Here is a 23324-nt window from a genome sequence, read left to right as displayed (position 1 = left end):
AATGGCAATCTTATCGAGCGAAACGATTCGGCTAGGAGCCAGCGCTGCTAGCAAACAAGAGGCGATTCAGCAGGCCGGAGCGTTGTTAGTTGCCAGTGGTTGTGTCGCTGCCAACTATGTCGATGGTATGTTGAAGCGCGAACAAGTTATCTCAACCTATCTGGGCAATGGGGTTGCGATTCCCCATGGTCAGCACGAAAATATGGCCGATGTGATTCGCACTGGCATTGCCGTGGTGCAGTTTCCCGCCGGCGTTGAGTGGGAGCCAGGCGAATTGGCCTATTTGGTGATTGGGATTGCTGCCAACGCCGATGAGCATGTGGGTGTGTTAGCAAACTTAGCCGAAGTGATCGAGGATGAAACGATTGTGCAGCAATTGGCTCAAACCAGCGATCCATCGCAGATTCTTGAGCAATTAGGGCGAGCGCGTGAGGAAGAAGCCTACGACGAGGAAAGGCATCATGCAGGAGCTTGATCTGGTGATTCATAACTCGGCAGGCCTGCATGCGCGGCCTGCTCGAGTCTTAGTTGACCTTGCAAAACAATTCAAATCGACGATTTCGATTCGTGCTGGCAGCAAGCGGGTCAACGCCAAAAGTATGATCGCGCTGTTGACCCTCGGCGTAGTCTGTGGTCAGGCGATCCAAATCGAGATTAACGGCGAAGATGAAGCTGCCGCTGCTGAAGCCATCGCAACTGCCGTGCACGAAGGTTTGGGCGAAGGGCATGGCACACCAGCCGCCAATAGCGTTAATGATGCTTTGGCTGCGGCTCGTAATGGCCATGCCAAGCTCAATGGCCATGCCAAACTTGAAACCACCGTTGCTGTGGCCGAACCGCCGCCTGCGCCAGCCCCAACCCGGGCTGAGCCACTCAAAGCTGGCGCGACCGTCCAAGGGATTGCTGGCGCACCTGGCATTGCAGTTGGCCCAATTTTGCGCTACGAACGTGCACAAATCGAAATTAACCACCGATTTAGCGGAGTGGATAACGAACTCCAGCGGTTGCAAGCGGCCTTAACCACCGCCCAACAGCAATTGGTGGCGCTGCGCGAACAAGTATTGCTACGGGCTGATGCCAGTGAAGCCGCCATTTTCGATGTTCACCGCGATATTTTGGCCGATCCAGCCTTGCTTGAGGCCGTGCATGGCTCAATTGGCGCTGGGCAAGGAGCCGAAGTCGCTTGGCAGAATGTAATCAATCAACAGGCCAACGCGATTGCCCAACTTGACGATGCCCTACTTGCCGAGCGTTCTAGCGATATTCGTGATGTGGGCGATCGGGTGCTGCGGCTTTTGGTAGGAGCTGAAGCCTCGACGCTTGACGCCCACTGGGCCAAGGCCAATCAGCCGATGATTGTGGTGGCCTATGATCTGACACCTTCAGAAACCGCTGCTTTTGATCCCGCCAAAGTGTTAGGTTTTTGCACAGCCGTGGGTGGCCCGAATGCCCACACCGCAATTTTGGCTCGTGCCTTGGGCTTGCCAGCGGTGATTAGTGCTGGCCCAAGCGTCCTCGAACTTGCCACCGGAACCGAAGTAATTCTCGATGGCACGGCTGGCACGTTGTTGATCAGTCCAGCGCCTGAAGCCATTGCCGCAGCCAAAACTGCCCAGCAGCGTGAGCGTGAGCATCAAGCATTGGCCATGCGCAGCGCTAACGAGCCAGCTACAACCGTTGATGGTCAGCATATCGAAGTGGTTGCTAACATTGGGGGCCTGAGCGAAGCCCAACAAGCAACAACCTTGGGCGCTGATGGCGTGGGTTTGTTGCGTACCGAATTTCTATTTTTGGAGCGCACCCAAGCCCCAACCGAAGATGAGCAGTTCGCAACCTACCGCGAGATTGCCCAGGCCATGGGCGATGCCCCAGTGATTGTGCGCACTTTGGATATTGGCGGCGACAAGCCACTGCCCTATCTGGCCTTGCCGGCGGAAGAAAACCCATTTTTGGGTGAGCGTGGCATTCGCTTGTGCCTAGCACACCCTGAATTGCTACAAACCCAATTACGAGCAATTTTACGCGCTGCCAGCTTTGGTTGCTTGCGCATTATGTTCCCGATGATTGCTGATGCTGGTGAGTTACGCGCAGCCAAAGCCGAAATTGAGCGGATTCGCAACGAATTGCAAGTAGCGCCAATCGAAATCGGGATTATGATCGAAGTACCTTCAGCGGCCTTGATGACCGATATTTTGGCGGCTGAAGTTGATTTCTTCTCAATTGGCACCAACGACCTGACCCAATATACCTTAGCCATGGATCGGACGCACCCAACGCTGGCGGCTCAAGCCGATGGTTTGCATCCAGCGGTATTGCGCCTGATTGCGCGAACGGTTGAGGCGGCCCATGCGGCTGGCAAATGGGTCGGAGTTTGCGGTGAGTTGGGCGCTGATCCGCAAGCTGTGCCAATTTTGGTGGGCCTTGGGGTTGATGAACTCAGCGTCAGCGTGCCCGCCATTCCAACTGTCAAAGCCCAAATCCGGGCATTGAACTTTGCTCAGTGCCAAACATCTGCTCGGCGGGCGTTGGCCTGTGCCACTGCCGCCGAAGTACGCCAAGGAGCGTTCGACCAATGACCACGTTTGATGACTATCAATCCCCCAATGCCCCAATTGCGGCAACTACGGTTGCTTGGAATATGTATGGGGCTGGGGTCGAACATATCGGGCGCAATGCCCAACCAGAAACCTTTGCCGTTACTGAACCTGCCGCCGATCAACTATTGGTGCGGGTCGATGCAGTCGGCATGTGTTTCTCCGATGTAAAGCTAATTCAGCAGGGTGGTCGCCATCCCAAGCTGTATAACCGTGATTTGGCGACTGAACCAACACGGTTGGGCCATGAGGCGGCTTTGACTGTGCTCAAAGTTGGCAAGGACTTACAAAACCAGTATCAACCGGGCCAGCGTTTGGCGATTCAGCCCGATATCTATCAAGATGGCATGAGCACCGCCTATGGCTATACTATTCCTGGTGGTTTGACTCAGTTTCACTTGATTGGCGCTGAAGTGCTGAATGCCGATGATGGAGCCTATGTTTTGCCAGTTGGCGAGGGCATGGGCTATGCTGAAACCGCTTTGACCGAGCCATGGGCCTGTGTCGAAGGTGCGTATACTCAGCGTCGGCGGCTTAACCCCAAAGAGGGTGGTACATTGTGGATTATCGGGCAAGCTGGCGATCAACGCAGCTACAGTTTCAGCAGCGGCTTCGATGCTCCAGCCCGCATTATTTTGACCGACGTACCGCAACAATTGCAGCAACAATTACAGCAAACCAGCAAAGCCCAAATTATTGTGCGCGATGGTTTGAACGTTGACGATTATCTTGAGTTACGCAATGATCTGACCAGCAACCAAGGTTTTGATGACGTGGTTATGCTTGATCCACGCTCGGCGAGCCAAGTTAGTGCTGCGGCGCGTTTGGTGGCTCGCCGTGGCACGTTTAATCTGGTTGGCCAAACTGCGCTCGATGGGTTGCCTGAGATTGATGTTGGCCGAATTCACTACGATTATATTGCCTATGTTGGCACAAACAGCACAGATATTAGTGCAGCCTATGGTGAAGCTCGCAATCGCTGCGATTTACTGCCAAATGGTGTCGCTGTGTTTGTGGGTGCTGGTGGCCCGATGGGTCAAATGCACGTTCAACGGGCAATTGAATTGCCGAATGGCCCACGCACGATTATCGCTACCGACGTGAACGATGATCGTTTACGCGCCTTAGATCGTTTATTCCGTGGTTTGGCCGAATCACGCGGCAAACGCTTGCTGTTGATCAACCCAACCGTTGAAAACTCATTGCATGCCACGGTCATGCTCGAAACCGACGATCTTGGTGCTGATGATGTAATTGTGAGCGTGCCTAGCGGCCCCTTGATGGGCGATGCCGCAACTTTGATGGCTCCCAACGGGATGTTGGTGTTGTTTGCAGGCGTGCCCAATGGCACTTTTGCGCCATTGAATTTGAGCAATGTCTACTTGGCCAATGCCCAATTTACGGGCACATCTGGCTCACGAATTATCGACCAAGCGACTGTGATTCAAAAAACTGTGGCAGGTGAACTCTCGCCTAATCGCTCGGTCGCGGCGGTTGGTGGTATCGAAGCCGCGCTTGATGGGGTCAAAGCTATGATGGCCGGAACCTATGCTGGCAAAGTCGTGATCTTCCCACAACTCAGCGGCTTGCCACTGACCGGGATTGATGAATTGCACAAAAACTTCCCCGAAGTTGCCGCCAAACTTGGCGAGGGCAATGTTTGGAATCCTGAGGCCGAACAAGCGTTGATCGAAACCTTCTGGCAACGCTAATTGCTACGTTTCCCAAAGATTGTGCCGCTCACTTCATGACAAGTGGGCGGTTTTTTTGATCTTTTAGTATTTAGTCTGATGGTCACGATCGCTTGCTAGCGTTGACTCCATGCGGGCATCGGGTACAACAGTGGTTTTTCGGCCACGGCTTGGGGAAACACCGTATATTTTTGACCATCAGGATACAACTGCTCAACCGCCATGGGTTTGTCGCTGTTCACGCCCTGCGCGTCAAACTGAATTGGACCAAAGAAAGTATTAAGTTTTAAGCCTTTAATCGTATCGCGCACCGCTAAACGATCAATCGTTCCTGCCCGCTCAAAGGCCCGTTGAAACACAATCAATGAGGCCGCCGACTCGGCCACTTGATAGGGTACCGATTTATATTGCGGATATTGTTGACGAAAGGCTTGGGCGAAGGCCGCTGGGGTTTGCCAGCTATCATCACCATGATAGTCGAGGGCCGGAGTCCATTGGGTTGGGCCAAGAATATAATCGGCATCATGTTGTAAATTGGCGCGAAATTGCGGCAATAATGGCCCAACGCTCAATCCAATTGCCTTGGGGCTAAGATCGAGGCTTTTGGCCTGCTTGACGATTAATAAAGCCTCTTGCAGATGACCTGCACCGAGCAACATATCGGGCTGAAGTTGCTTAATGATATTTAAGTGATGACTCACATCACGCGCATCGCTGGGATAATCGCCATGATAAACCACATTTAATCCGCGCTGTTGGGCATAATCGCGCACGCCTTGGGCAACATCCTGCGAAAACGAATCGGTTTCGCTCAACAGAGCTAGCGTTTTGAGGCTTGGATCAGCCGCCAATACTGCATCAATCACTCCGTTTAAGTAGTGACGGGCGGGCGTTTGCACACTGAAAATATAGTGATAGTTATTGGCATAAATGCTGCTGGCCGAGCCATGACCCGAAACCAATGGAATATGATATTTTTCGGCGATCGCTACCGCAACGCTGGTGGCATCCGAGCCATATGGCCCCAATAAAAAATCAACTTGATCGTGATTGATTAATTTTTCATACAGCTCAGCTGTGCGTTCGAGGTTCGATTCATCATCGTAATAGCGTAAACGCAATTGATAGCGTTGGCCGCCGACCAGAATTCCACCTTGAGCATTCAGGGTATCAACAAAAAATTGATACCCATCACGCACATATTCGCCTTCTTTAGCGGTTTTGCCGGTAATCGAGATCGATGCGCCAAAGGTGATCACCAGCGGTTGTTGGTTGGCACTGGTGCTGATACAACCGCCTAACAAACCGATGATCATCAAATAAGCTAAGCTTCGAAGCCAACAGCGTTGTTGCCACATAACCGACCTCGTATTTTAAGCCGCTTTCAAGACCATCAACGCTTCAGGCGGCAAATAAATTCGCACATTGCCACTGGTGTAATCCAAGGTCTCGACCATCAAGGCTCCAATTGTGGTTTCCACTTGATGATGCCATTTTGCGCCCAAATAATCGGAGCTGCGAATTGCCCCAGCAATCACGTTGGTCTGATGATCACTCGTCGCTACTTGAACCCGTTCGGAGCGGATGCCCAAGTCAATAGTTTGGTGTTGTTGGAGCTTGAGTGCGGTGCGCACTTCAAGGCATGTGCCATCGCTCAGGCTGACTTGGCTCATCGCTGGTGCATGCTGTACCACGGTTGCTGGTAAAAAGGTGGTTGCCCCAATAAACTCGGCCACAAAACGGGTTGCTGGTTGTTCATAAATTGTTTGCGGCGTATCAAATTGCTCGAGTTTACCTGCCGACATGACGGCAATTTTATCAGACATCGCTAAGGCTTCAGCTTGATCATGGGTTACATAGACGGTAGTAATGCCAAGGCGTTTTTGAATATCACGCAGCCATGTGCGAGCTTGCTCCCTCACTTTGGCATCAAGGTTGGATAATGGCTCGTCGAGTAAGAGCAAGCGTGGCTCAGTTACCACCGCACGCGCTAACGCTACCCGTTGCTGCTGCCCGCCTGATAGTTGGAAGGGATAGCGCTCAGCAACATGGCCTAATCCAACCAACTCTAAAATTGTTGCTACTCGCTGTTTGATCTCGCTGCTGGCGATTTTAGCGACCCGTAAACCAAACCCAACATTATCGGCAACCGTCATATGCGGCCAAAGTGCATACGATTGAAACACCATGCCTAGTTGGCGATCTTCAGGTTGCAAAAAGAGCTTTTTGGCGCTATCGGTCAGTACAAAATCGCCAACCCGAATCGTGCCAGTGTCAGGATGTTCTAGCCCTGCAATACAGTTGAGCGTGGTAGTTTTGCCACAGCCAGATGGCCCCAAAAAACTGACCAATTCGCCAGCTTGAATCGACAAACTAAGATCATCAAGCGCCTTGGCACTGCGATTATACATTTTACTGAGATGTTCGATGGTTAATCCGGCTGAATCGTGGTGAATGTTGCTCATCGGTTGCTCCTTACCAATTATTCGCGAACTTTGACCGTCGGAATAAAGCTACTTAGCCAGCGCACAACCCCAATAATTAATAATTGAATTACGGCCAAGGCGGCGGCTGGGCCAGGCCCACCTTGCGCCCAAACTTCGAGCATGGTTGTACCAATCACTTGCGAGCCACGGGTGAACAAAAACAGCGCTACCGAGTATTCTTTTAAAAAGGTGATAAATAAAAGGGTGAAGGTTGTGAGCAAGGCTGGCCGTAACAATGGCAGCATAATATGGCGCATTACACCTAACCACGTTGTGCCACTGACTCGCGCCGCTCGATCAAGCTCATCGGAGATTTGTAAAATCGAGGGACTCATCGCACTAAATCCTAATGGTAAATAGCGCATGGTGTAGGCAATGATCAAAATCCAAATTGTATTGCGCAGGCCACCCAAGGCCGGAAACGAGAGCAAGGCCCATAAAAACCCTAAGCCGATAATTGTGCCCGGAAAAGCCCGTGGATATTGGGCGATATATTTGACTGCGCCGCGCATGGGGAATTTCGAGCGATAGGTCAATAAGGCGACTGCTGCCATAAATAGGGTTGCTACGACTCCACCAACGCCTGCAATCAACAAACTATTGATAATCGCAACCCGATAGGTTTCAAATTCAAAGGCTTGTTTGAAATTATCCATAGTCAAAATTGAAAATGGATTGATCAGGGCGCTGAGAAATGGCGTGAAGGCTTGCAGAATAATCCCGCCAAGCGGCACCAAAATCGTCAAGCCGGCAAACAGATAGACGACGAAGCCCAAGGGCCAACGCAACCAGCCCAAATGCAAGACCCGCGCTCGCGAGATTTTGCCACTGACCGACACAAAGCGGCGTTCTTGCTTCATCAGGTGGTTTTGCAGCATAACCAAGACTGAAATAAACAGTACCACCATAATTGCCACCACTGCCAAGGTGCCATAATCGGTCGTCCCGCTCACCAGCGCTGTGCGATAGAGAAAGGTTGAAAGCACATCAATTTGGGCGCTTTCGCCGAGCACCAAGGGAATTGACAGCAATTCGATACTGGAAACCATGGTCAATACAAGCGCATACAGCATTGCAGGCCGAATCAAGGGGATGGTAATTCGTAGCAAAATGCGCAATGGTTTTGCGCCAGCAATCCGCGCGGCTGATTCTAGTTGGGGGTCGGCCATGCTCAGCGATGAACTACAATACATAAAGGTCAACGGCATAAAATAGAGCGCACTGACCACAATCAAGCCTGGCATCGTATACAAGTTCCAGGTTGGTAAGCCCCATTCGCGCACCATCACCGTCATAAAACCTTGGGGGCCATACATCACCGCCCAGCCAAAGGCCAAAATTAGCGCTGAAACATAGTAGGGAATTGTGATCAATTTTTGCAGCCATTGCGCCCCAGGCAGATCGGTGCGAATCAGGAGCACCGCAAAGCCAATTCCAATCAAGGTTCCAACGATCGTACTGCCAAGCATAAAAACTGCTGTATTGCCGATCACCTGCCAAATTTTGGGATTGCCCAAAACCCGTGGGAAATTTTGCAAACTCAGGGTGTTACTGGCTTCGTACAAGGGTTTTTCTAAGAGGCTTTGATAGAGAATTGGCCAAGTTGGAAATAAGACTAAACCAACGACTGCCAGCGCAATCAACCATTGAATAACCCGATCGAGCCGCCATTTGGGTGCTTTTGCAATCGCCTTAATTGGGCGAGTCTGAGCTGTTGCTGCCATCTGCAAACTCCTTGGATGGTGCTGGGTAGAGCGTTGTAAGCCGGCTCACTGGCCTACAGCGCTCTACCCAGCACCATTTAAGTTAAGTGGGGCTTATTGGTTGCGACCGAGGGCTTGTTTCCATTGATTGAGGAACTGGCTGCGTTGTTGAGGGTCAGCAAGGGCTTTATCGGGCCGCGAGAAGATGATATTTTGCTCGCCCCCAACGGCTTGGCTCACTTGCGAAAGATGCAGTGGCGCAGAGGCGGCAATGTCGGGGCGATAGGCGGTTAAGCCACCTTGTGAGAAGGCCATTTGCCCTTCGGCTGAGAGAATATAATCGAGTAGCAATTTGGCCGAATTAGGGCTAGCGGCATGTTTGGTGACTGCCATGCCCCGCACCGCAACAACTTGAGCATCGGGCACAAAACTATAGCCAAGCAATTGTTGAGCAGCTTCCAAACGTGGCTGAACCGTGATATTCGAGACAAAGTAGCCGATGCTGGATTCGCCCGAAAGCACTGAATCGATCATTTTGCCGCCAGAGGTCAAAATTTTGGGCTGGCTTGAACCAATTGCTTCTAAAGTTTTCCAGCCATCAGCACCTTTGGCTTTGGTATAAAACCAGTTGAGGCCATAGCCAAAGCCTTCGCCATCGGCATCGTAGCTCACCAATTTGCCTTGCATGGCGCTGGGGTCTTTTTCGATCATGCCAACGAGTTCAGCCATAGTTTGCGGCGGATCGGCGACCAATTGCTTGTTCCAAATAAAGACCATTGGATCGGTCGAGGCGGCATAGACCCCTTGAGCAATTTTGCCAAGCTCAGGAATTTGAGCATCTTCGCTGGAAACATATGGCTGAACTTCGCCTTTATCGATAAAGTTGATCCAGCCATCAGGGGCGGTGGTGGAGATAAAATCGGCAGTGCGAGCATTTCCAGCGGCCTCAGTGTAGTAGCGCTCGAATACCTCGTAAGCTCCTAAATCAGCAGTTGTTACTTTGATCCAAGGATATTTGGCGTTAAAGCCTTGAATCACTGGCTGCCAATTTTTTTCACTCATAATCGAATAAATCAAAATACCATCGGCTTCTTTTTTTGAGGCTTCAACTAAAGCGGGATCGGTATTTGAGGCTGGAACTGATTGGGCACTTTGGCTGGCGGTCGGCGTTACTTGCGTGCTCCCACAACTGATCAACGAGGCCATGAGTCCGACAGTGAACACGTGCGCCACAATGCGCGTGAAATGGCTTTTCATTGGGTTTACTCCGTCGCTTGTTTGAGAGGAGGGTTGTTCAGTGCGTCGCTGGATTGAGTAGTAGCTTAGTTGATCAATGTAAAAACGACGTAAAAATTAATTGGCTCGGCGTAAACAAAATATAAATATTTGCAAAATTGAGCCAAATTTCAGGTATATCTAGGATTGAAATTGGGTTAGCACCTATGAGGTATCTATGTTGCCATTAACTGGAATTACGGTTGTTGCCCTTGAACAAGCCGTTGCTGCGCCGTTCGCTACCCGTCAATTGGCCGATTTGGGGGCGCGGGTGATTAAAATCGAACGGCCTGAAGCTGGCGATTTTGCGCGTCACTACGATCAGGCTGTCAATGGTTTATCGTCGCATTTTGTCTGGCTTAATCGCGGTAAAGAAAGCCTTACGCTGGATTTGAAGCAGCCGCAAGCGCAAACCATCATGCACCAATTACTGGCAACGGCTGATGTTTTCATTCAAAATTTAGCGCCGCAAGCGAGCCAACGCTTAGGTTTTGGCGCAGAAACGCTGCGTCGCGCAAATCCCAAATTGATTGTCTGCGATATTTCGGGCTATGGGAGTAGCGGCCCGTATCAACATAAAAAAGCCTACGATCTGTTGATTCAATGCGAGGCTGGTGCGGTTGCGATTACTGGCAATGCCGATCAACCAGCCAAAGTTGGTATTCCAATTGCCGATATTGCTGGCGGAATGTATGCCTACACTGGCATTTTGACCGCTTTGTATCAGCGTCAAGCAACTGGCGAAGGCTGCCAGATCGAGGTTGCCCTATTTGAGGCCTTAGCCGAATGGATGGGCTTTCCTGCTTATTACAGTGGCTATAGCGGCCAGAATTTACCACGCACTGGCGTGCAACATGCGGCGATTGCCCCTTATGGTGCATTCGATTGTGCTGATGGGCAGGTCTTTTTGGCGGTGCAGAACCAGCGTGAGTGGCAGCAATTTTGTAGTGGTTTTTTGCGCCAACCAACGCTGATCGAGCAACCAGAATTTGCGACGGTCAGTCAGCGGGTGGCGAATCGTCAAGCCTTAGAGAACCTAATCAATCAACATACCCGCGAGTTGAAGCTTGATCAAACGCTGGCTCAGCTTGATGCTTTGGGGATTGCCAACGCCCGCTTGAATAGCGTTTTGGATTTTTGGCAGCATCCGCAATTGGCGGCGCGAGGGCGTTGGCGCAGCGTGATGAGCGAGGTTGGGCCAATTCAGGCGCTGTTGCCACCAGTCAATTGGTCAAACGTTACCCCAGCAATGCAGGGTATTCCAGCTTTGGGTGCTGCCACTCAGGCCATTTTGCATGAGCTTGGCTACACCCAAGCCGAGATTGATGGCTTCAAAGCCCAAGCCGTGATCTAACCAACGAAGCGATAGCCAATGCCCGCCTCGGTCAGCAAATGGCGTGGATTACTAGGATCAGCTTCAAGTTTGCGGCGTAAGCGCCCAATATAGACCCGTAAATATTCAGCTTCATCGCGATATTGATCGCCCCACACCTGCTGCAAGAGCATGCGATGGGTCAGCACTTTATTGGGATGGGTGATCAGATAGGCCAAAAGAGCAAATTCGGTTGGAGTTAATCGTACATCGAGGCCTGCCCGCCGAACGCTATGTGCTTCAAGATCAATCTCCAACTCGCCATAGCGTTTGGTGCCTGAAGCTTGGGGCTGAACACTCCATTGGCTACGGCGCAAGACTGCCCTAATTCGCGCCAGCAACTCATCGACTCCAAAAGGTTTACATAAATAATCGTCAGCACCTAAATCAAACGCCATAACTTTATCGCGCTCGGCATCTAAGGCGGTTAGCACAATAATTGGCACAATTGATTGTTCGCGAATGCGCTGACAGACCTCAAAGCCAGTTAAACGCGGCATCATTAGATCCAAAATAATTAATTGTGGTTGTTCTGTATGCCAAAGTGCCAAGGCCTCAAGCCCATTGGTTGCTTCCAACACCTCAAACCCACGCACCTGGAGATTCCGCCGAATAAAATCCCGCAAAACATCTTCGTCCTCGGCAAGTAATACCCGAACTGGCTGCGTTGCCATGCAGAGTGCTCCTTCATCAAGCGATCATCGAATTAGCATTATTTGGCGTTGCCCGCGATTGGAATTTGAAAGACTATCGTTGTTCCGGTCTGATCGTTTTCACCCCAGATTTTACCGCCATGAGCCTCAATAAATGCCTTGCAGATCGCGAGGCCTAGGCCAGTGCCACCAGAACGACGTTGAATGCCATGGTGTGCGCGATAAAAGCGCTGGAAAACATAGGGCAGATCATGGTTGGCGATGCCTGGGCCATCATCACGCACCTGAACAATTAAGTGTTGTTGCTCACAACGAGCTTGAATCTGAATAAAACCTTCGCCATAGGCTAAACCATTGGCGACCAAATTGCGAATCACGACCTCAAAGCGAGCGGCATCGACATAAATCGCTGAAGCTGGGGTAGGTAAATCAAGCTCCAGGCGTGGAATTGGGCGGGCCACGCGCTGAATTCCCGCAGCGATCAGCTGATCGAGTGCATACCATTCGCGTTGCAGCGGCAATAATCCAGCTTCAAAGCGTGAGATATCCAGCAAATTGGTCACCATGCTGGCCAAGCGATCGGCTTCGCTGCTAATGGTGCTTAAAAAGTGGCGCTGCTCAGCTAGCGGCCAAACAATATCATCTTGCAACAAGGTCGAGGCATTGCCTTTAATTGCGGCTAACGGGGTGCGTAACTCATGGCCAACGGCTGCTAGCAGGGTTGTTTTAAATTGCTCAACTTCATGTTCATGGGTAATATCGCGCAAGACCAAGCCATAGCCAATCAACTGTTGCTGATCGCCAACATGAAAATAGTGAATTTCAAAGACAGTGGTATTGGTATCGTTGACCGTTTCGAGCAGCCAAACCTGTGGCTGGCGGCTTTGGGCTTGGGCAAAACCGCGATCATACTGCGTTTGATCGACCGCCTGCTGCCGTAGGCGTTGATAGATTTCAGTTAAACTTAGTTGGTCAATTGCGCCATCGCCAAGTGCTAGCAGTGTTCGTGCGCGAGGATTGGCCACCAGCAAACGATCATCAACACCTGCCAAAATCAGCCCATCGCGCATACTATCAATAATTGCCGCCAAAGTTTGTTTTTCATGGGTGGCCGCTAAATAAAGTTGCTCATTTTCGTGGGCAACCGCCTGTAAGCGCACATCACTGCGTTCATACAATACTGCATGTTCCCAGGCAAGGGTCGCATAATTGGCAAACATCAAGAGCAATTTTAGATCATTGGCATCGAAGGCTTGGGCGTTGGTGCGATAGACCATCACCACTACATTGCCAACATGATGGCTAATAATCGGAATCGCTAGTAAGGCCCGAAAGCCTTGTTTGGCAATCGAAGCTGGGAAATACTCGCCGCTATCGGCCAACATTTGGACTGGTTGGCCTTGGCGCAAGGCGGTAGCCGAAGGCGATAAGGGGTCATTTGGTTGAACTGAAACAGTGTGATCATAGGCTTTACTGCGGCCTGTGCTGGCTAAAACGCGCAAGGCTCCATGATCATCGGGAACTAAAACGACAACCGCTTGACTATCGACTAAACGTTGCACTTCATGGGTAATCGTATCAATCACGGTTTGCGGATCAAGCGTGCCGACCACTGCATTCGAGGTTTCCAATAAAATTTGAAGTTCACTCAGGCGTTTGCTAATATCCTGATCAAGCCGTTGCAATGAGCGGGCAAGCGTCCCAACTTCATCGTGGCGAATGCTGAGCTGGCTAGTTTTCGGGCGATTGACCGTAGGCTCGACCAGCTGATAACTCGTAGCCAAATGATGCAAAGGATGAATCATATGGCGCACCAAAAAAAGCCAGAATAACCAACCACCACCAGCAAACAGCAAAGCCACCACCAACAGCCAAGTACTAAAGCGATTGACAACTTGAAAAACCGCACTTGCAGGGCGTTGCACAATCACTACCCAACCAACGCTGGGAACTGGAACCGAGCTATATAACCACTGCTGTTGTTGCAGATCAAGCCCAAGTTGACTGGTTGGCTGGCCTAGCAGTGCCGCCTCAACGCCTGGTATTTCGCTGCCAATTGGCTGGAGTAAGCGCTCACGCTCTTGGCTGGCGATTAACATCCCACGATCATCAAGCATACTCAGGCGTAGGCCTTGGGCTTGCTGGCTTGGTTGATTCACAATTAGATTCAAGGGTTGGCTAAAATCGGCCAAAAGCACATTGGTTGCCAAAATTCCGACAAACTGATTTTGCTGATCGCGAATGGGAATCGCAATAATCGCCACGGCATTAAAGGTGGTTAGATCAACCGAGCCACCATTGATAAAAGGTGTATCGGCTTGGCTCGCCCGCAGAAAAATTCGTTCCTCACTAAAATCAGTGCCAAGCGTGCGAATATCGTAGGGAACTGAAACTTGCATATGGCCACGTCGATCGATCCAATACACCCGATCGATATCGGGGCGGGCTGCCTTGAAGGCCTTAAATGCATTCTCCATAGCGGGAAAGGCGCTTGCAGTAAAGATTGCGGGATCTAAGGCGGCCAGCGCGACTAATGAATCGCGGGCATTTTGCAGCCGACTATCGGTTTGCACGGCAATGGCTTGGCCTAAGGCTTGATCGCTGGCCTGAAACTCGCGCATCAGTTGCTGGCGCACAATGCCATTCATCACTAAACCAACTCCAATAATCACACTCCCAAATAATAAATAGCCACTGAATACTTGACGGAGAAGTGATTGTCGCAACCATTGGATCATTGTAATCCCTCGATATGGTGCAGTCGATTATCGGCTAAATCCCTATTCGCTGCATCATACACCCATTCCTTGATCAAACATACGCAGACCATTTATTTAGCTAGCGTCGTTAAAGAGCAACCTTCTGGCTGGCCTAGCGTATTTGTGATGATTTTGCTCTAGAACGAGAGAACGATAATGCAAACTGCCCACTTCCGCGTTCGCGAATATTGGCTAAAATGGATTACCTTGATCGCGGCAATTGTTGCTGCGGCATGGTCAGTGTTGCGTATGAATGATCCAGAATTGGGTATGCTGCGTTGGTGGGGGATGCTGATGTGGTTGCTGCTCGCCAGCCGCATGGCGATTGATCTGATTTCGTCGCTTGATTTTACCCCAAGCGGCTTGGTGATGCGGCGTGGTTGGCAGTATTTTGAAATTCCATGGGATCAAATTGAATCGGTTGGCATCAGCAGGTATACGCGGCGCTATCTGCCGTATATTGTGTTGCGTGCGCCCATCCGTGGCCTGCCGCACGTGAATATTCCTGAATTGATCCCTGAAGAACAACAGCGCACGCTGACCTTGGAAGGTTGGGATGATCCTGAATCGGTGGCAGCTGCGTTATGTGCTGGACTAAAAACTACCGCTCAGGATTGGCAGGTGATCCCTGATTTTGCCCTGAGTCATCGCTATTTTGCCTATTATCAACGCCTTTACCTGTGGGTATTGACTGCTGGGGTTGCGCTGTTTGCTTATTTAATTATGAGCTAATAAAGTATCGAACAAAACCACGAAGGACACGAAGGATACGAAGGGAGTAGACTAAAGGCGCTAGGCTATTGGAACAATCATTGGTATTTCCAGCCAATCCCCGATAGCCCAAAGCCATCCTCTGCTCTGCGCCTCTGCGTTAAACGCTTACTCTTTTGATTTTTGCCTTTTGCCTTTTGCCTTTACCCGTTTCCCCATGCAAGCCGATTTTGCGCTATAATTCGCCCGTTGTTGAGTTCAGGGTGATAACTATGCCACGTTTCGCTGCGCTGCGTGCCTTGGGGCGACGCTTCCCCGATTTGATCAGTTTGCTCTGCTTGTTGGGTATTCTCTGGATGGCTTGGGGCGTTCGCTCGATTCATCGAGCCGATTGGGATGGCTATGCCCCGTTGATCCACCCCGATGAGTATTATTTAAAGGATGCGATCACGCCCAACTTGCGCGTGCCCGATTCGTTTTGGAGTTATCTCAATACTGAATGTGAAATTGTGCTCAACGATCAGGGTGTCGCTCAACTCAAAAATGCTCGCAACCCCGAAGAACCTGATGTTAGCAAACAACGCCCTAGCGCAACCAGCGGCTGTAACTCACTCAACCCGCGTACTGTTGATCGTGGCTATGTCTATGGCTCATTGCCTGTGGCAACGGTGCGCTACTTAACCGAAAAATTCTACCCTGAAATTGAACCCGACCAACTGACCAGTCGCACAATTGCGGTAGTTGGCCGTAGCGTTTCCTCAATTGCCGATTTGATTTCAATTGTCATCTTGTTTTTGCTGGGCCGCACGCTCAATAGCCGCCGCATTGGCTTGTTGGCAGGTTTTTGTTTTGCTTGGTCACCAGCGCTAATTCAACATGCTCACTTTTTTGTGGTCGATGGTCAAGCGGCCATGTATGGCCTGTTGACCTTATATGCTAGCACCCGCTTAGCTCAATCGCGGCGTGTATTAAGTGCGGTGCTCAACACGATTTTTGCTGGCGCAGCGTTGGCCTTGGCGGTCTCCTGCAAAATCACGCTCGCTCCACTTGGCGGGATTATTGCAATTGCTGCGATGGTAGCCTATTGGCACAATCCAGCCTATTTACGTGGTGACCATTCGCCATTTGCCCTATTCCAACGGTTGTTGTGGAGTGGGATTTATGCCTTGCCGTTTGCTGTCCTCGCCTTTTTAGTAATGTGGTTTACCCTGCGATTTAGCATGCCCGATGCCTTCAATGGTTTTTGGTTTGAAGAACGCTTTGTTGATGCAATTGCCAATGCCAGCGCAACTTCGTCGGGCGAGGTTGATGCCCCATCATCACATCAATGGGCGGGTCGCAGCAACTACACCTACGAATTAACCAACATGATTCGTTGGGGCATGGGTGTACCCTTGGGTATTGCGGCGTGGCTTGGCTGGCTAGCCTTTGGAATTGGCTTGGCGCGTTCAAGTTCGCGACAACGCTTGCTAGGGCTTTTGCCAATTTGGCTCTGGACAGGGATTTACTTCTTCTGGCAGGGCGGCTTGATGATCAAGCCAATGCGCTATTTGCTGCCGATTTATGGCCCATTAATTTTGTTTGCGGCATGGGGCTTGATTAGCTTGGTCGATTGGGCGCGGCGCGAAGGCACACCCTTGCTCTTCCGTAAAGTGCCGTTGCATGGCTTAGCAGTTGGCCTAACCAGCATGGTGGCGATTGTAACCCTGCTTTGGGGCTGGGGTTTTAGCCGCATTTATGATCGCCCACATACTCGCACCCAAGCTTCGGCTTGGGCCCACGCCAACATTCCCCCAGGCAGCACTCACACCTCAGATTCGTGGGATATTGGCATTCCAGGTATGGAAAATTGGATCTGGACTGATCTTCAGTTGCCAATTGTCAATGAAAATGATGCTGGCTCGATTGAGCAAATATTGCAAGTTGCCAACCAAGCCAACTATTTAGCTTTTACCTCAAATCGCGCCTACGATTCGCTTGATCAATTGCCAATGCGTTTTCCGGCCACGCTCAATTTCTTCAAAGGCATTTTTGATGGCACGCTGGGCTATGAAAAAGTTGCCGATTTTACTTCTTATCCCTCATTTTTGGGCATTCGGATCGCCGATGATCACGCCACCGAAGATTGGAGCGTCTACGATCATCCACGGGTGACAATTTGGAAGCGCACTGAACGCTGGAATATTGACGCAGCACGGCAGCAAATTTTGGCCGATGTGAATGTTGATGAAATTTATAAACTGCGGCCCAAAGTTGCCACGCCCATGCCAACCATGCTTCAGCAAACTGTGGCCGAATGGCGCGAACAGTTGACTTCTGGTTCGTGGGCTTGGGTTTTTGAAGGGGTTGCTAATAGTGCCCCGTTGATCTTTTGGGTGCTGGCGCTTGAACTATTGGGCTTGGCAGCGTTTGGTTTGCTGTGGCGTTTGAAATTGCCGTTGCCTGATCGCGGTTTGGGCATGGCACGACTGGTCGGCTTATTTGCCCTCGCTTTGATTGCATGGCTACCAGCGGCTTGGCATTGGTGGTCGTTCAATCGCTTCTGGATTGCCGGAGTATATCTGGTTTTGGTGGCGTTGGGCAGCCTCAGTTTGCTGCGTTCGCGCCATGAATTACGCTTGTGGTGGCAAACGCGCCGCGCGGCAATTCTCACCTCGCAAGCGATTTATGTGGCTGGTTTTGCAATTCTGCTAACAATTCGCTATCTCAACCCCGATTTGTGGCATCCAGGCATGGGTGGCGAAAAGCCCATGAATTTGGCCTATCTGACGGCCACGCTCAAATCGGTGCAATTCCCGCCGTATGACCCATGGTTTGCGGGCGGCTATATGAATTACTATTATTGGGGCTATGTGCTGATGGGCACGCCAATGAAATTGTTGGCGATTCGGCCTGAGATTGGCTTCAATCTGGCATTAATTAGCTTATTTGCGATCACCGCCCAATTAAGTGGTAGTTTTGGCTATAACCTGCTCTCAACTCTTGGGCGGGCGGCCAAGAAAATCGAACGTCGCGCTTGTTTCACGGCGGTTGGCGCTGCGGTAGCCTTGATGCTTTTGGGCAATTTGGTTCAGCCAGTTTTCTATTTCAACAGTGCGCGGGTTTTGGGCAACAGCGAATTGAGTTGGTCGAATCCTGAACAATCGAGCCAAGGCATTTGGCTTGAGGGTGGTTCGCCCGTGGCTGATGCCGCCGCAGGCTTTGCCAAACGGCTCGATGGCGAATCGTTCAATTTGCGCCCAGAATGGCCGTATTGGAACGCCACACGCGTGATTCCGCCCAGCACAATCAGCGAATTTCCCTTCTTCTCGTTTTTATATGGCGATCTGCATGCCCACATTATTGGGCTTTCGCTGCTCGTTTTGCTATTGCTCGGCTTAGTTGGCTTGTACAAAGCACCAACGATTTCAGGTCGAGCCTTGGCTGGTTGGAGCGTGGCGCTAGGCATTTTGGTTGGCGCACTCAAAGCGACCAATGTTTGGGATTACCCGCTGAGCCTCGCACTATCTGCCGTTGCCTTGCTGGTGGTCGGCTGGCAGCAAAGCCGCACTGTGGCTTGGCCCAAGCGTTGGCTGTGGATTGTGCTCCCGCCAATCGCCCTGTTTGTGGTGATGACCCTGGTTTGGTCGCCATTCAACCGCTATTTGGCAACCGGCGATTATGGCAAACCCCAATTGCTGACTAACGATCAACGCATGAGCATTCGCGAATTTACGGTGCTCTATGGTCTGTGGTTCTGGATTTTGATTCCATGGATGTTGCTGCTGTCGCGACGAGTTTGGTCGTATCGGCAAATTCTTGTGCGTTTAATCGTTGCTGCCACATGGCTTGTTGGCGCTACAGTTTGGTTTATTTCTCGGCGCGGATTTCGTCGCGTCATGGCTGATGGAATTGAACTTGGGAATCCGCCAACGTTATTTAATAATTTGATTATGGAGCCAATTAATCAACATGCGGCTTCGATTTTCATTTTGTTACCGTTAGCGATCTTTAGTATTGCGCTGTTGTGGAGCGCCTTGGCTGGCCGCACCCGACGGCGCGAAGTTGTACCATTGGCCTTGACCAGTGCTGGCATTTTGCTCTTGCTCTTGACCGAAACGATTGTGCTGCCTGGTGCTGGCCGCATGAATGTGGTCTTTAAATTTGGCTACGAGGCGTGGGCACTGTTGGCTTTGGCGGCTGCCAGCGTTGTGCCATTGACCTTGAGCGGCTTTCGTAGCGTTGTGCGTTCGACCTTGGCAGCTCCGTTGCGCATTTCGTGGGCAACTGTTACTAGTTTGTTGGTGCTGGGTGCTTTGGTCTATCCAATCACCGCCACCCAAGCCAAAGTGGCCGATCGCTATGTGGCCGACGCGCCGCGTGGGCTTGATGGCATGGCTTGGATGGAAGGCGCGACGTGGGTCGAAAATCGCGAAATTGCGATTAAAGATGATGCGGCGGCAATTCGTTGGATGCGAGCGAACATTGAGGGCACTCCAACCGTGCTCGAAGCTAGCACCTCAGCCTATCGCTGGAACAGCCGAATTGCGACCTGGACTGGCCTGCCAACCTTGATTGGTTGGGATGGGCATCAGAACCAGCAACGTGCGCCCGCCGAAGCAGCAGGCATTATCGCCAACCGCAAAAATATCATTCAGCAAATTTATACCGCGTTTGATGCTAATACTGCCCAAAATTACCTTGATCGCTATGGCGTGAGCGTGATTTACCTTGGCGGTTTGGAACGCGCAGTGTATGGCGATTTGTTGCCAGTTTTCGAGCAACTTAAAGCTTCGGGGCGCTGGCGCGTTGGTTATGATAGCGGCACAACCCAAATCTACCTGCGCACTGATGCGAAAGTTGCTGCGCCAACTGCCTTGCCACCAGTCGAATTGCCTGGTATTCCGCCCGATAATCCAGTTGCCGCGATTAGCATGGCCGAAAAGCCCTTGCCCCAAGCAACCGTTGACAATAAAGTCGAAACTCCACGAGTCGATGGCTTCGCCGATTGGGCTTGGATCAATCAAAATCAAGCGGCGGCAGTGATTTTGTGGTTGCTGTTTTTTGAAGTTGTTGGCTTGTTGGCCTTCCCGATTGTGGCGCAAGCCTTGCGTTCATCGTTAGCGGCGGCTTGGAGTGCCAGCAAAATTGCAGGTATTTTGCTACTTGGTTGGCTGATTTGGTTGCCAACCAGCTTGGGCTTTTGGCAATGGACGCGGCTCAGCGTGATTGTTGGTTTGGCAATGTTGGCGGCCTTGGCGCTGGCGGCTTGGTATTTTGGCGCAGCCCAACGGATTCGCACCACATGGCGACAACAACGGCGAGCAATTATCATCAGCGAAGTGCTATTTATCAGCTTGTTTGCGGTTTGGACCTTGGTTCGGGCTGCCAACCCTGATTTGTGGCATCCCTACTGGGGCGGCGAAAAGCCCTTTGAATTTGGCTTCTTGAATGCGGTGCTGCGTTCGCCCAACATGCCACCGCTTGATCCCTTCTATTCGCAAGGCACGATCAACTACTACTACTATGGCCTGTATCTGATGGCCTTGCCCATGAAACTCTTTGGCCTCAACTCGGCGATTGGCTTCAACTTGGCGGTTGCCACGGTTGGCGCATTGATCGGGCTTGGCGCTTGGGTAGTGGGCTTGGTGGTTACGCGGCGGCTCAAAGTCGCGGCGATGGCCTTGGTTGCGGTGGCCTTGCTCGGCAATTTAGCCGGCGTATTGCCAATTGGCACCTCAACCGGAATTGGCGGGGTAGTGCGAGCTTGGCAGGCCTGCGAGTTGGGCGGCGAAGGTCGCGAAATCGCCTGTGCTCCGCTCGATGGTGACAGCAACTTAGCTATGATGATCAGCGATGCGTTGTCCAATGGCACAAGCGAAAACTTCACGCGACGCTTAGCTGGCGGCGTGCCATGGTTCTGGGGGCCAAGTCGGGTCACGGTTAGCGATGGCCTGAATACGATTAATGAATTTCCGCTGTGGAGCGTCATTTTTGCCGATTTGCACCCGCACCTGATTGCTTTGCCAATTACCTTGCTGGTGGTGGCCTTGGCGTGGGAAGTGAGCCGACGACGACGTTTGCGCCGACAATTGCCAGCCTTTGGTTTGGCGGCCTTGGCAGTTGGTTCGCTGGCGGCAGCCAATGCCTGGGATGTGCCAACCTATGGCTTGGTGCTGATTGTTGGCTTGATGGCGCGTGGTTGGCAAGCACCGCAACGCCGTTGGTGGGCGACGCTGGGCTATAGTTTGCTGGGCGTGGCGACGGTTGCGCTTGGGTTGCTGCTGTATGCGCCATTCTTGGGCAGCTACAAAGCTCCGGTTGGTGGGGTTTGGCCAATTCGAGTGGGCACGGCGTTAGTGCCATGGTTGGCGATTTATGGGCTGTTTTTGCTGGTCATCACAACCTGGTTGTTGTTACCACTCAAACGGGCTGAGCCAACTCCATTCTGGAATTGGGTTAAGGCGACACGCGGGCGTTGGCTGATTGGCTATGGTTTGGCCGCCGCCGCCGTGATCGTCTATTTCTTGACCCGCAGCGATGCCGCCAAGAGCGCGATTACTGAACCTTCAGCATTGCCTGATCTGGCGACGATTTACAAGCCAATTTTCAGTGCTGGTATTCCGGTGCGTTTGGTGATTGGCCTAGTGTTGGCGGGCTTAATTCGGCGCTTTATCAATCGCGTGGCCTCGCCCTCAGCGCGTTGGGCGATTGTATTGGGCTTGGTTGGCGGCTTAGTAGCCTTGGGTGTTGAGCTGATTTTCATCCGCGATCACCTTGCGCCAGGCTCGTGGGAAGGTGGCCCGGGCGATTCCGAGCGCATGAACACAGTCTTCAAGTTTGGCTATCAAGTTTGGGTCTTGTGGGCGTTGAGTGCGGCCTTACTCTTGCCGCATATTGCCTCAGCTTTACGTACCTCGCGGGTTGCCAAATATAGCTGGCAAACGGCGGTTAGTGCAGGGGTAGTGCTGGCGCTGTTCTTCCCAATTTTTGGCACACTCAGCCGCGTTGGCATGCGCTTCGACAAGCCCTTGCAAGGCTTGACGCTCGATGGTTTGGCCTATATGCAAACTGCCGAATATAGCGTTAACAATGGTGTAGTCAATTTGGCCGATGATTTAACTGCGATTCGCTGGATCACCGAAAATATCACTGGCACCGAAATTTTGCTGCAATCGGAGCAAGAATTTTATCGCGCCTTTGGGGTACGAATCACCGCCAATACTGGCTTGCCAACCGTGATCAGCGCTCTGCACGCTGGTGAGCAACGGCCTGGCCCATTGGTTGATCAACGCATCCGCGATGTGATGGAGATTTACAGTAGCCTTGATGTGTTGCGCACTCAATGGTTGCTCAATAAATATGGCGTAGATTATGTGTATGTTGGCCAAATTGAGCGCCTGCGCGACCCGATGGGCGTTGATAAATTTGTAACGATGGCTGGGGTGCAGCAAGTTTATCAAAATAATAGTGTTACGATTTATAAAACTACACCGCAACTACGCGAATTGGCGATGCAATGGCGTGATGGAGTTGTGCCAGCGCCAGTTGTGCCAAATACGCCGATTGATCAGGCGGGCAACCAAGTTGAAGCAGCGGTAGCCTTGTATGAGAGCGACCCCAATAATGCTGGCTATGCTTTCGAGGCGGGCAAGCAATTGTGGCAAGCGGGGCAGGCTGATCGCGCGGCGGCGATTTTGGGTCGCGCTGCCGATGTGCACCCCAACGACATTGGCTTGCACCATCTTTTGGGCGATGTATTGCTCTCGTTGAAACGCTACGATCAAGTGGTATTGGCCTATGAACAAGCCTATAATGCTGGGCCAACCCCGCAAAACCAAACCAAACTTGGTCAAGGCTATTTTGCTTGGGCCGAGCTTGACCGTACCAAACTTGATGCAGCGGCGGCACAATTTAGTGCAGCGATTATTGCCGATAGCCAATTTGCCGACCCGCACTACCATCTGGCCGAAGTCTATCGTTTGCAAGGCAATAACGCCGAAGCTCGCCGCGAATACGAAACCTATTTGAGTATTGCCCCGCCCGAGGGCTTGTGGGTAGGTTCGGCGCAGGAGCGCTTGAAGAATCTGCCATAGTGAGT

Annotated in this window: 12 protein-coding genes; 6 read left to right on the top strand and 6 right to left on the bottom strand. The window is 51.5% G+C overall.

Translation table 11 applies throughout. From position 1 onward, the window contains the following. The first annotated feature begins 1 nt into the window (after window position 1). The 3 genes from LCH85_02875 to LCH85_02865 are packed head-to-tail and all read left to right on the top strand — an operon-like array spanning window position 2 to window position 4306. Window positions 2-475: a PTS sugar transporter subunit IIA gene (locus LCH85_02875; protein MCA0350917.1), complete on the top strand. Its 474-nt coding sequence runs from the start codon at window positions 2-4 to the stop codon at window positions 473-475. Further along, entirely contained in the window at window positions 462-2576 is a 2115-nt protein-coding gene (gene ptsP, locus LCH85_02870) for a phosphoenolpyruvate--protein phosphotransferase (GenBank protein ID MCA0350916.1), read from the top strand. The genes LCH85_02875 and ptsP overlap by 14 nt, the downstream gene beginning before the upstream one ends. Next, entirely contained in the window at window positions 2573-4306 is a 1734-nt protein-coding gene (locus tag LCH85_02865) for a zinc-binding dehydrogenase (GenBank protein MCA0350915.1), read from the top strand. The genes ptsP and LCH85_02865 overlap by 4 nt, the downstream gene beginning before the upstream one ends. 95 nt (window positions 4307-4401) lie before the next feature. Here the strand turns inward: LCH85_02865 and LCH85_02860 are convergent, their stop codons facing one another. The 4 genes from LCH85_02860 to LCH85_02845 all read right to left on the bottom strand — a co-directional run bounded on the left by LCH85_02860 (window position 4402) and on the right by LCH85_02845 (window position 9731). Further along, complete coding sequence (locus tag LCH85_02860) at window positions 4402-5643, bottom strand: amino acid ABC transporter substrate-binding protein (protein ID MCA0350914.1); 1242 nt, start codon at window positions 5641-5643, stop codon at window positions 4402-4404. 15 nt (window positions 5644-5658) lie between these two features. Then, window positions 5659-6750 carry an ABC transporter ATP-binding protein gene (locus LCH85_02855; protein MCA0350913.1) on the bottom strand — a complete coding sequence of 364 codons (1092 nt, stop codon included), beginning with the start codon at window positions 6748-6750 and terminating at the stop codon, window positions 5659-5661. A 17-nt stretch (window positions 6751-6767) separates the two neighbouring features. Beyond that, entirely contained in the window at window positions 6768-8495 is a 1728-nt protein-coding gene (locus tag LCH85_02850; protein ID MCA0350912.1) for an iron ABC transporter permease, read from the bottom strand. 93 nt (window positions 8496-8588) lie between these two features. Then, window positions 8589-9731 (bottom strand): ABC transporter substrate-binding protein, encoded by a 1143-nt coding sequence (locus tag LCH85_02845; GenBank protein ID MCA0350911.1) that lies wholly within the window; start codon window positions 9729-9731, stop codon window positions 8589-8591. A 196-nt stretch (window positions 9732-9927) separates the two neighbouring features. Here LCH85_02845 and LCH85_02840 point away from each other — a divergent pair, with 196 nt between their 5' ends. Beyond that, entirely contained in the window at window positions 9928-11103 is a 1176-nt protein-coding gene (locus LCH85_02840; protein ID MCA0350910.1) for a CoA transferase, read from the top strand. Here LCH85_02840 and LCH85_02835 read toward each other — a convergent pair. Both LCH85_02835 and LCH85_02830 read right to left on the bottom strand, forming a co-directional pair. Further along, complete coding sequence (locus LCH85_02835; protein ID MCA0350909.1) at window positions 11100-11795, bottom strand: response regulator transcription factor; 696 nt, start codon at window positions 11793-11795, stop codon at window positions 11100-11102. The genes LCH85_02840 and LCH85_02835 overlap by 4 nt on opposite strands. Window positions 11796-11833: 38 nt before the next feature. Beyond that, window positions 11834-14500 (bottom strand): GAF domain-containing protein, encoded by a 2667-nt coding sequence (locus tag LCH85_02830; GenBank protein ID MCA0350908.1) that lies wholly within the window; start codon window positions 14498-14500, stop codon window positions 11834-11836. Between the two features lie 189 nt (window positions 14501-14689). Between LCH85_02830 and LCH85_02825 the strand changes: the two genes are divergently transcribed. Together LCH85_02825 and LCH85_02820 are read left to right on the top strand one after the other, a co-directional pair. Beyond that, window positions 14690-15265 (top strand): hypothetical protein, encoded by a 576-nt coding sequence (locus LCH85_02825; protein ID MCA0350907.1) that lies wholly within the window; start codon window positions 14690-14692, stop codon window positions 15263-15265. Window positions 15266-15516: 251 nt separating this feature from the next. Continuing rightward, window positions 15517-23319 (top strand): DUF2298 domain-containing protein, encoded by a 7803-nt coding sequence (locus LCH85_02820; GenBank protein ID MCA0350906.1) that lies wholly within the window; start codon window positions 15517-15519, stop codon window positions 23317-23319. The last annotated feature ends 5 nt before the right edge of the window (window positions 23320-23324 follow it).

The organism is Chloroflexota bacterium (assembly GCA_020161265.1).
Taxonomy (GTDB): Bacteria; Chloroflexota; Chloroflexia; order Chloroflexales; family Herpetosiphonaceae; genus Herpetosiphon.
This window is presented reverse-complemented; position numbering and strand designations above follow the sequence as displayed.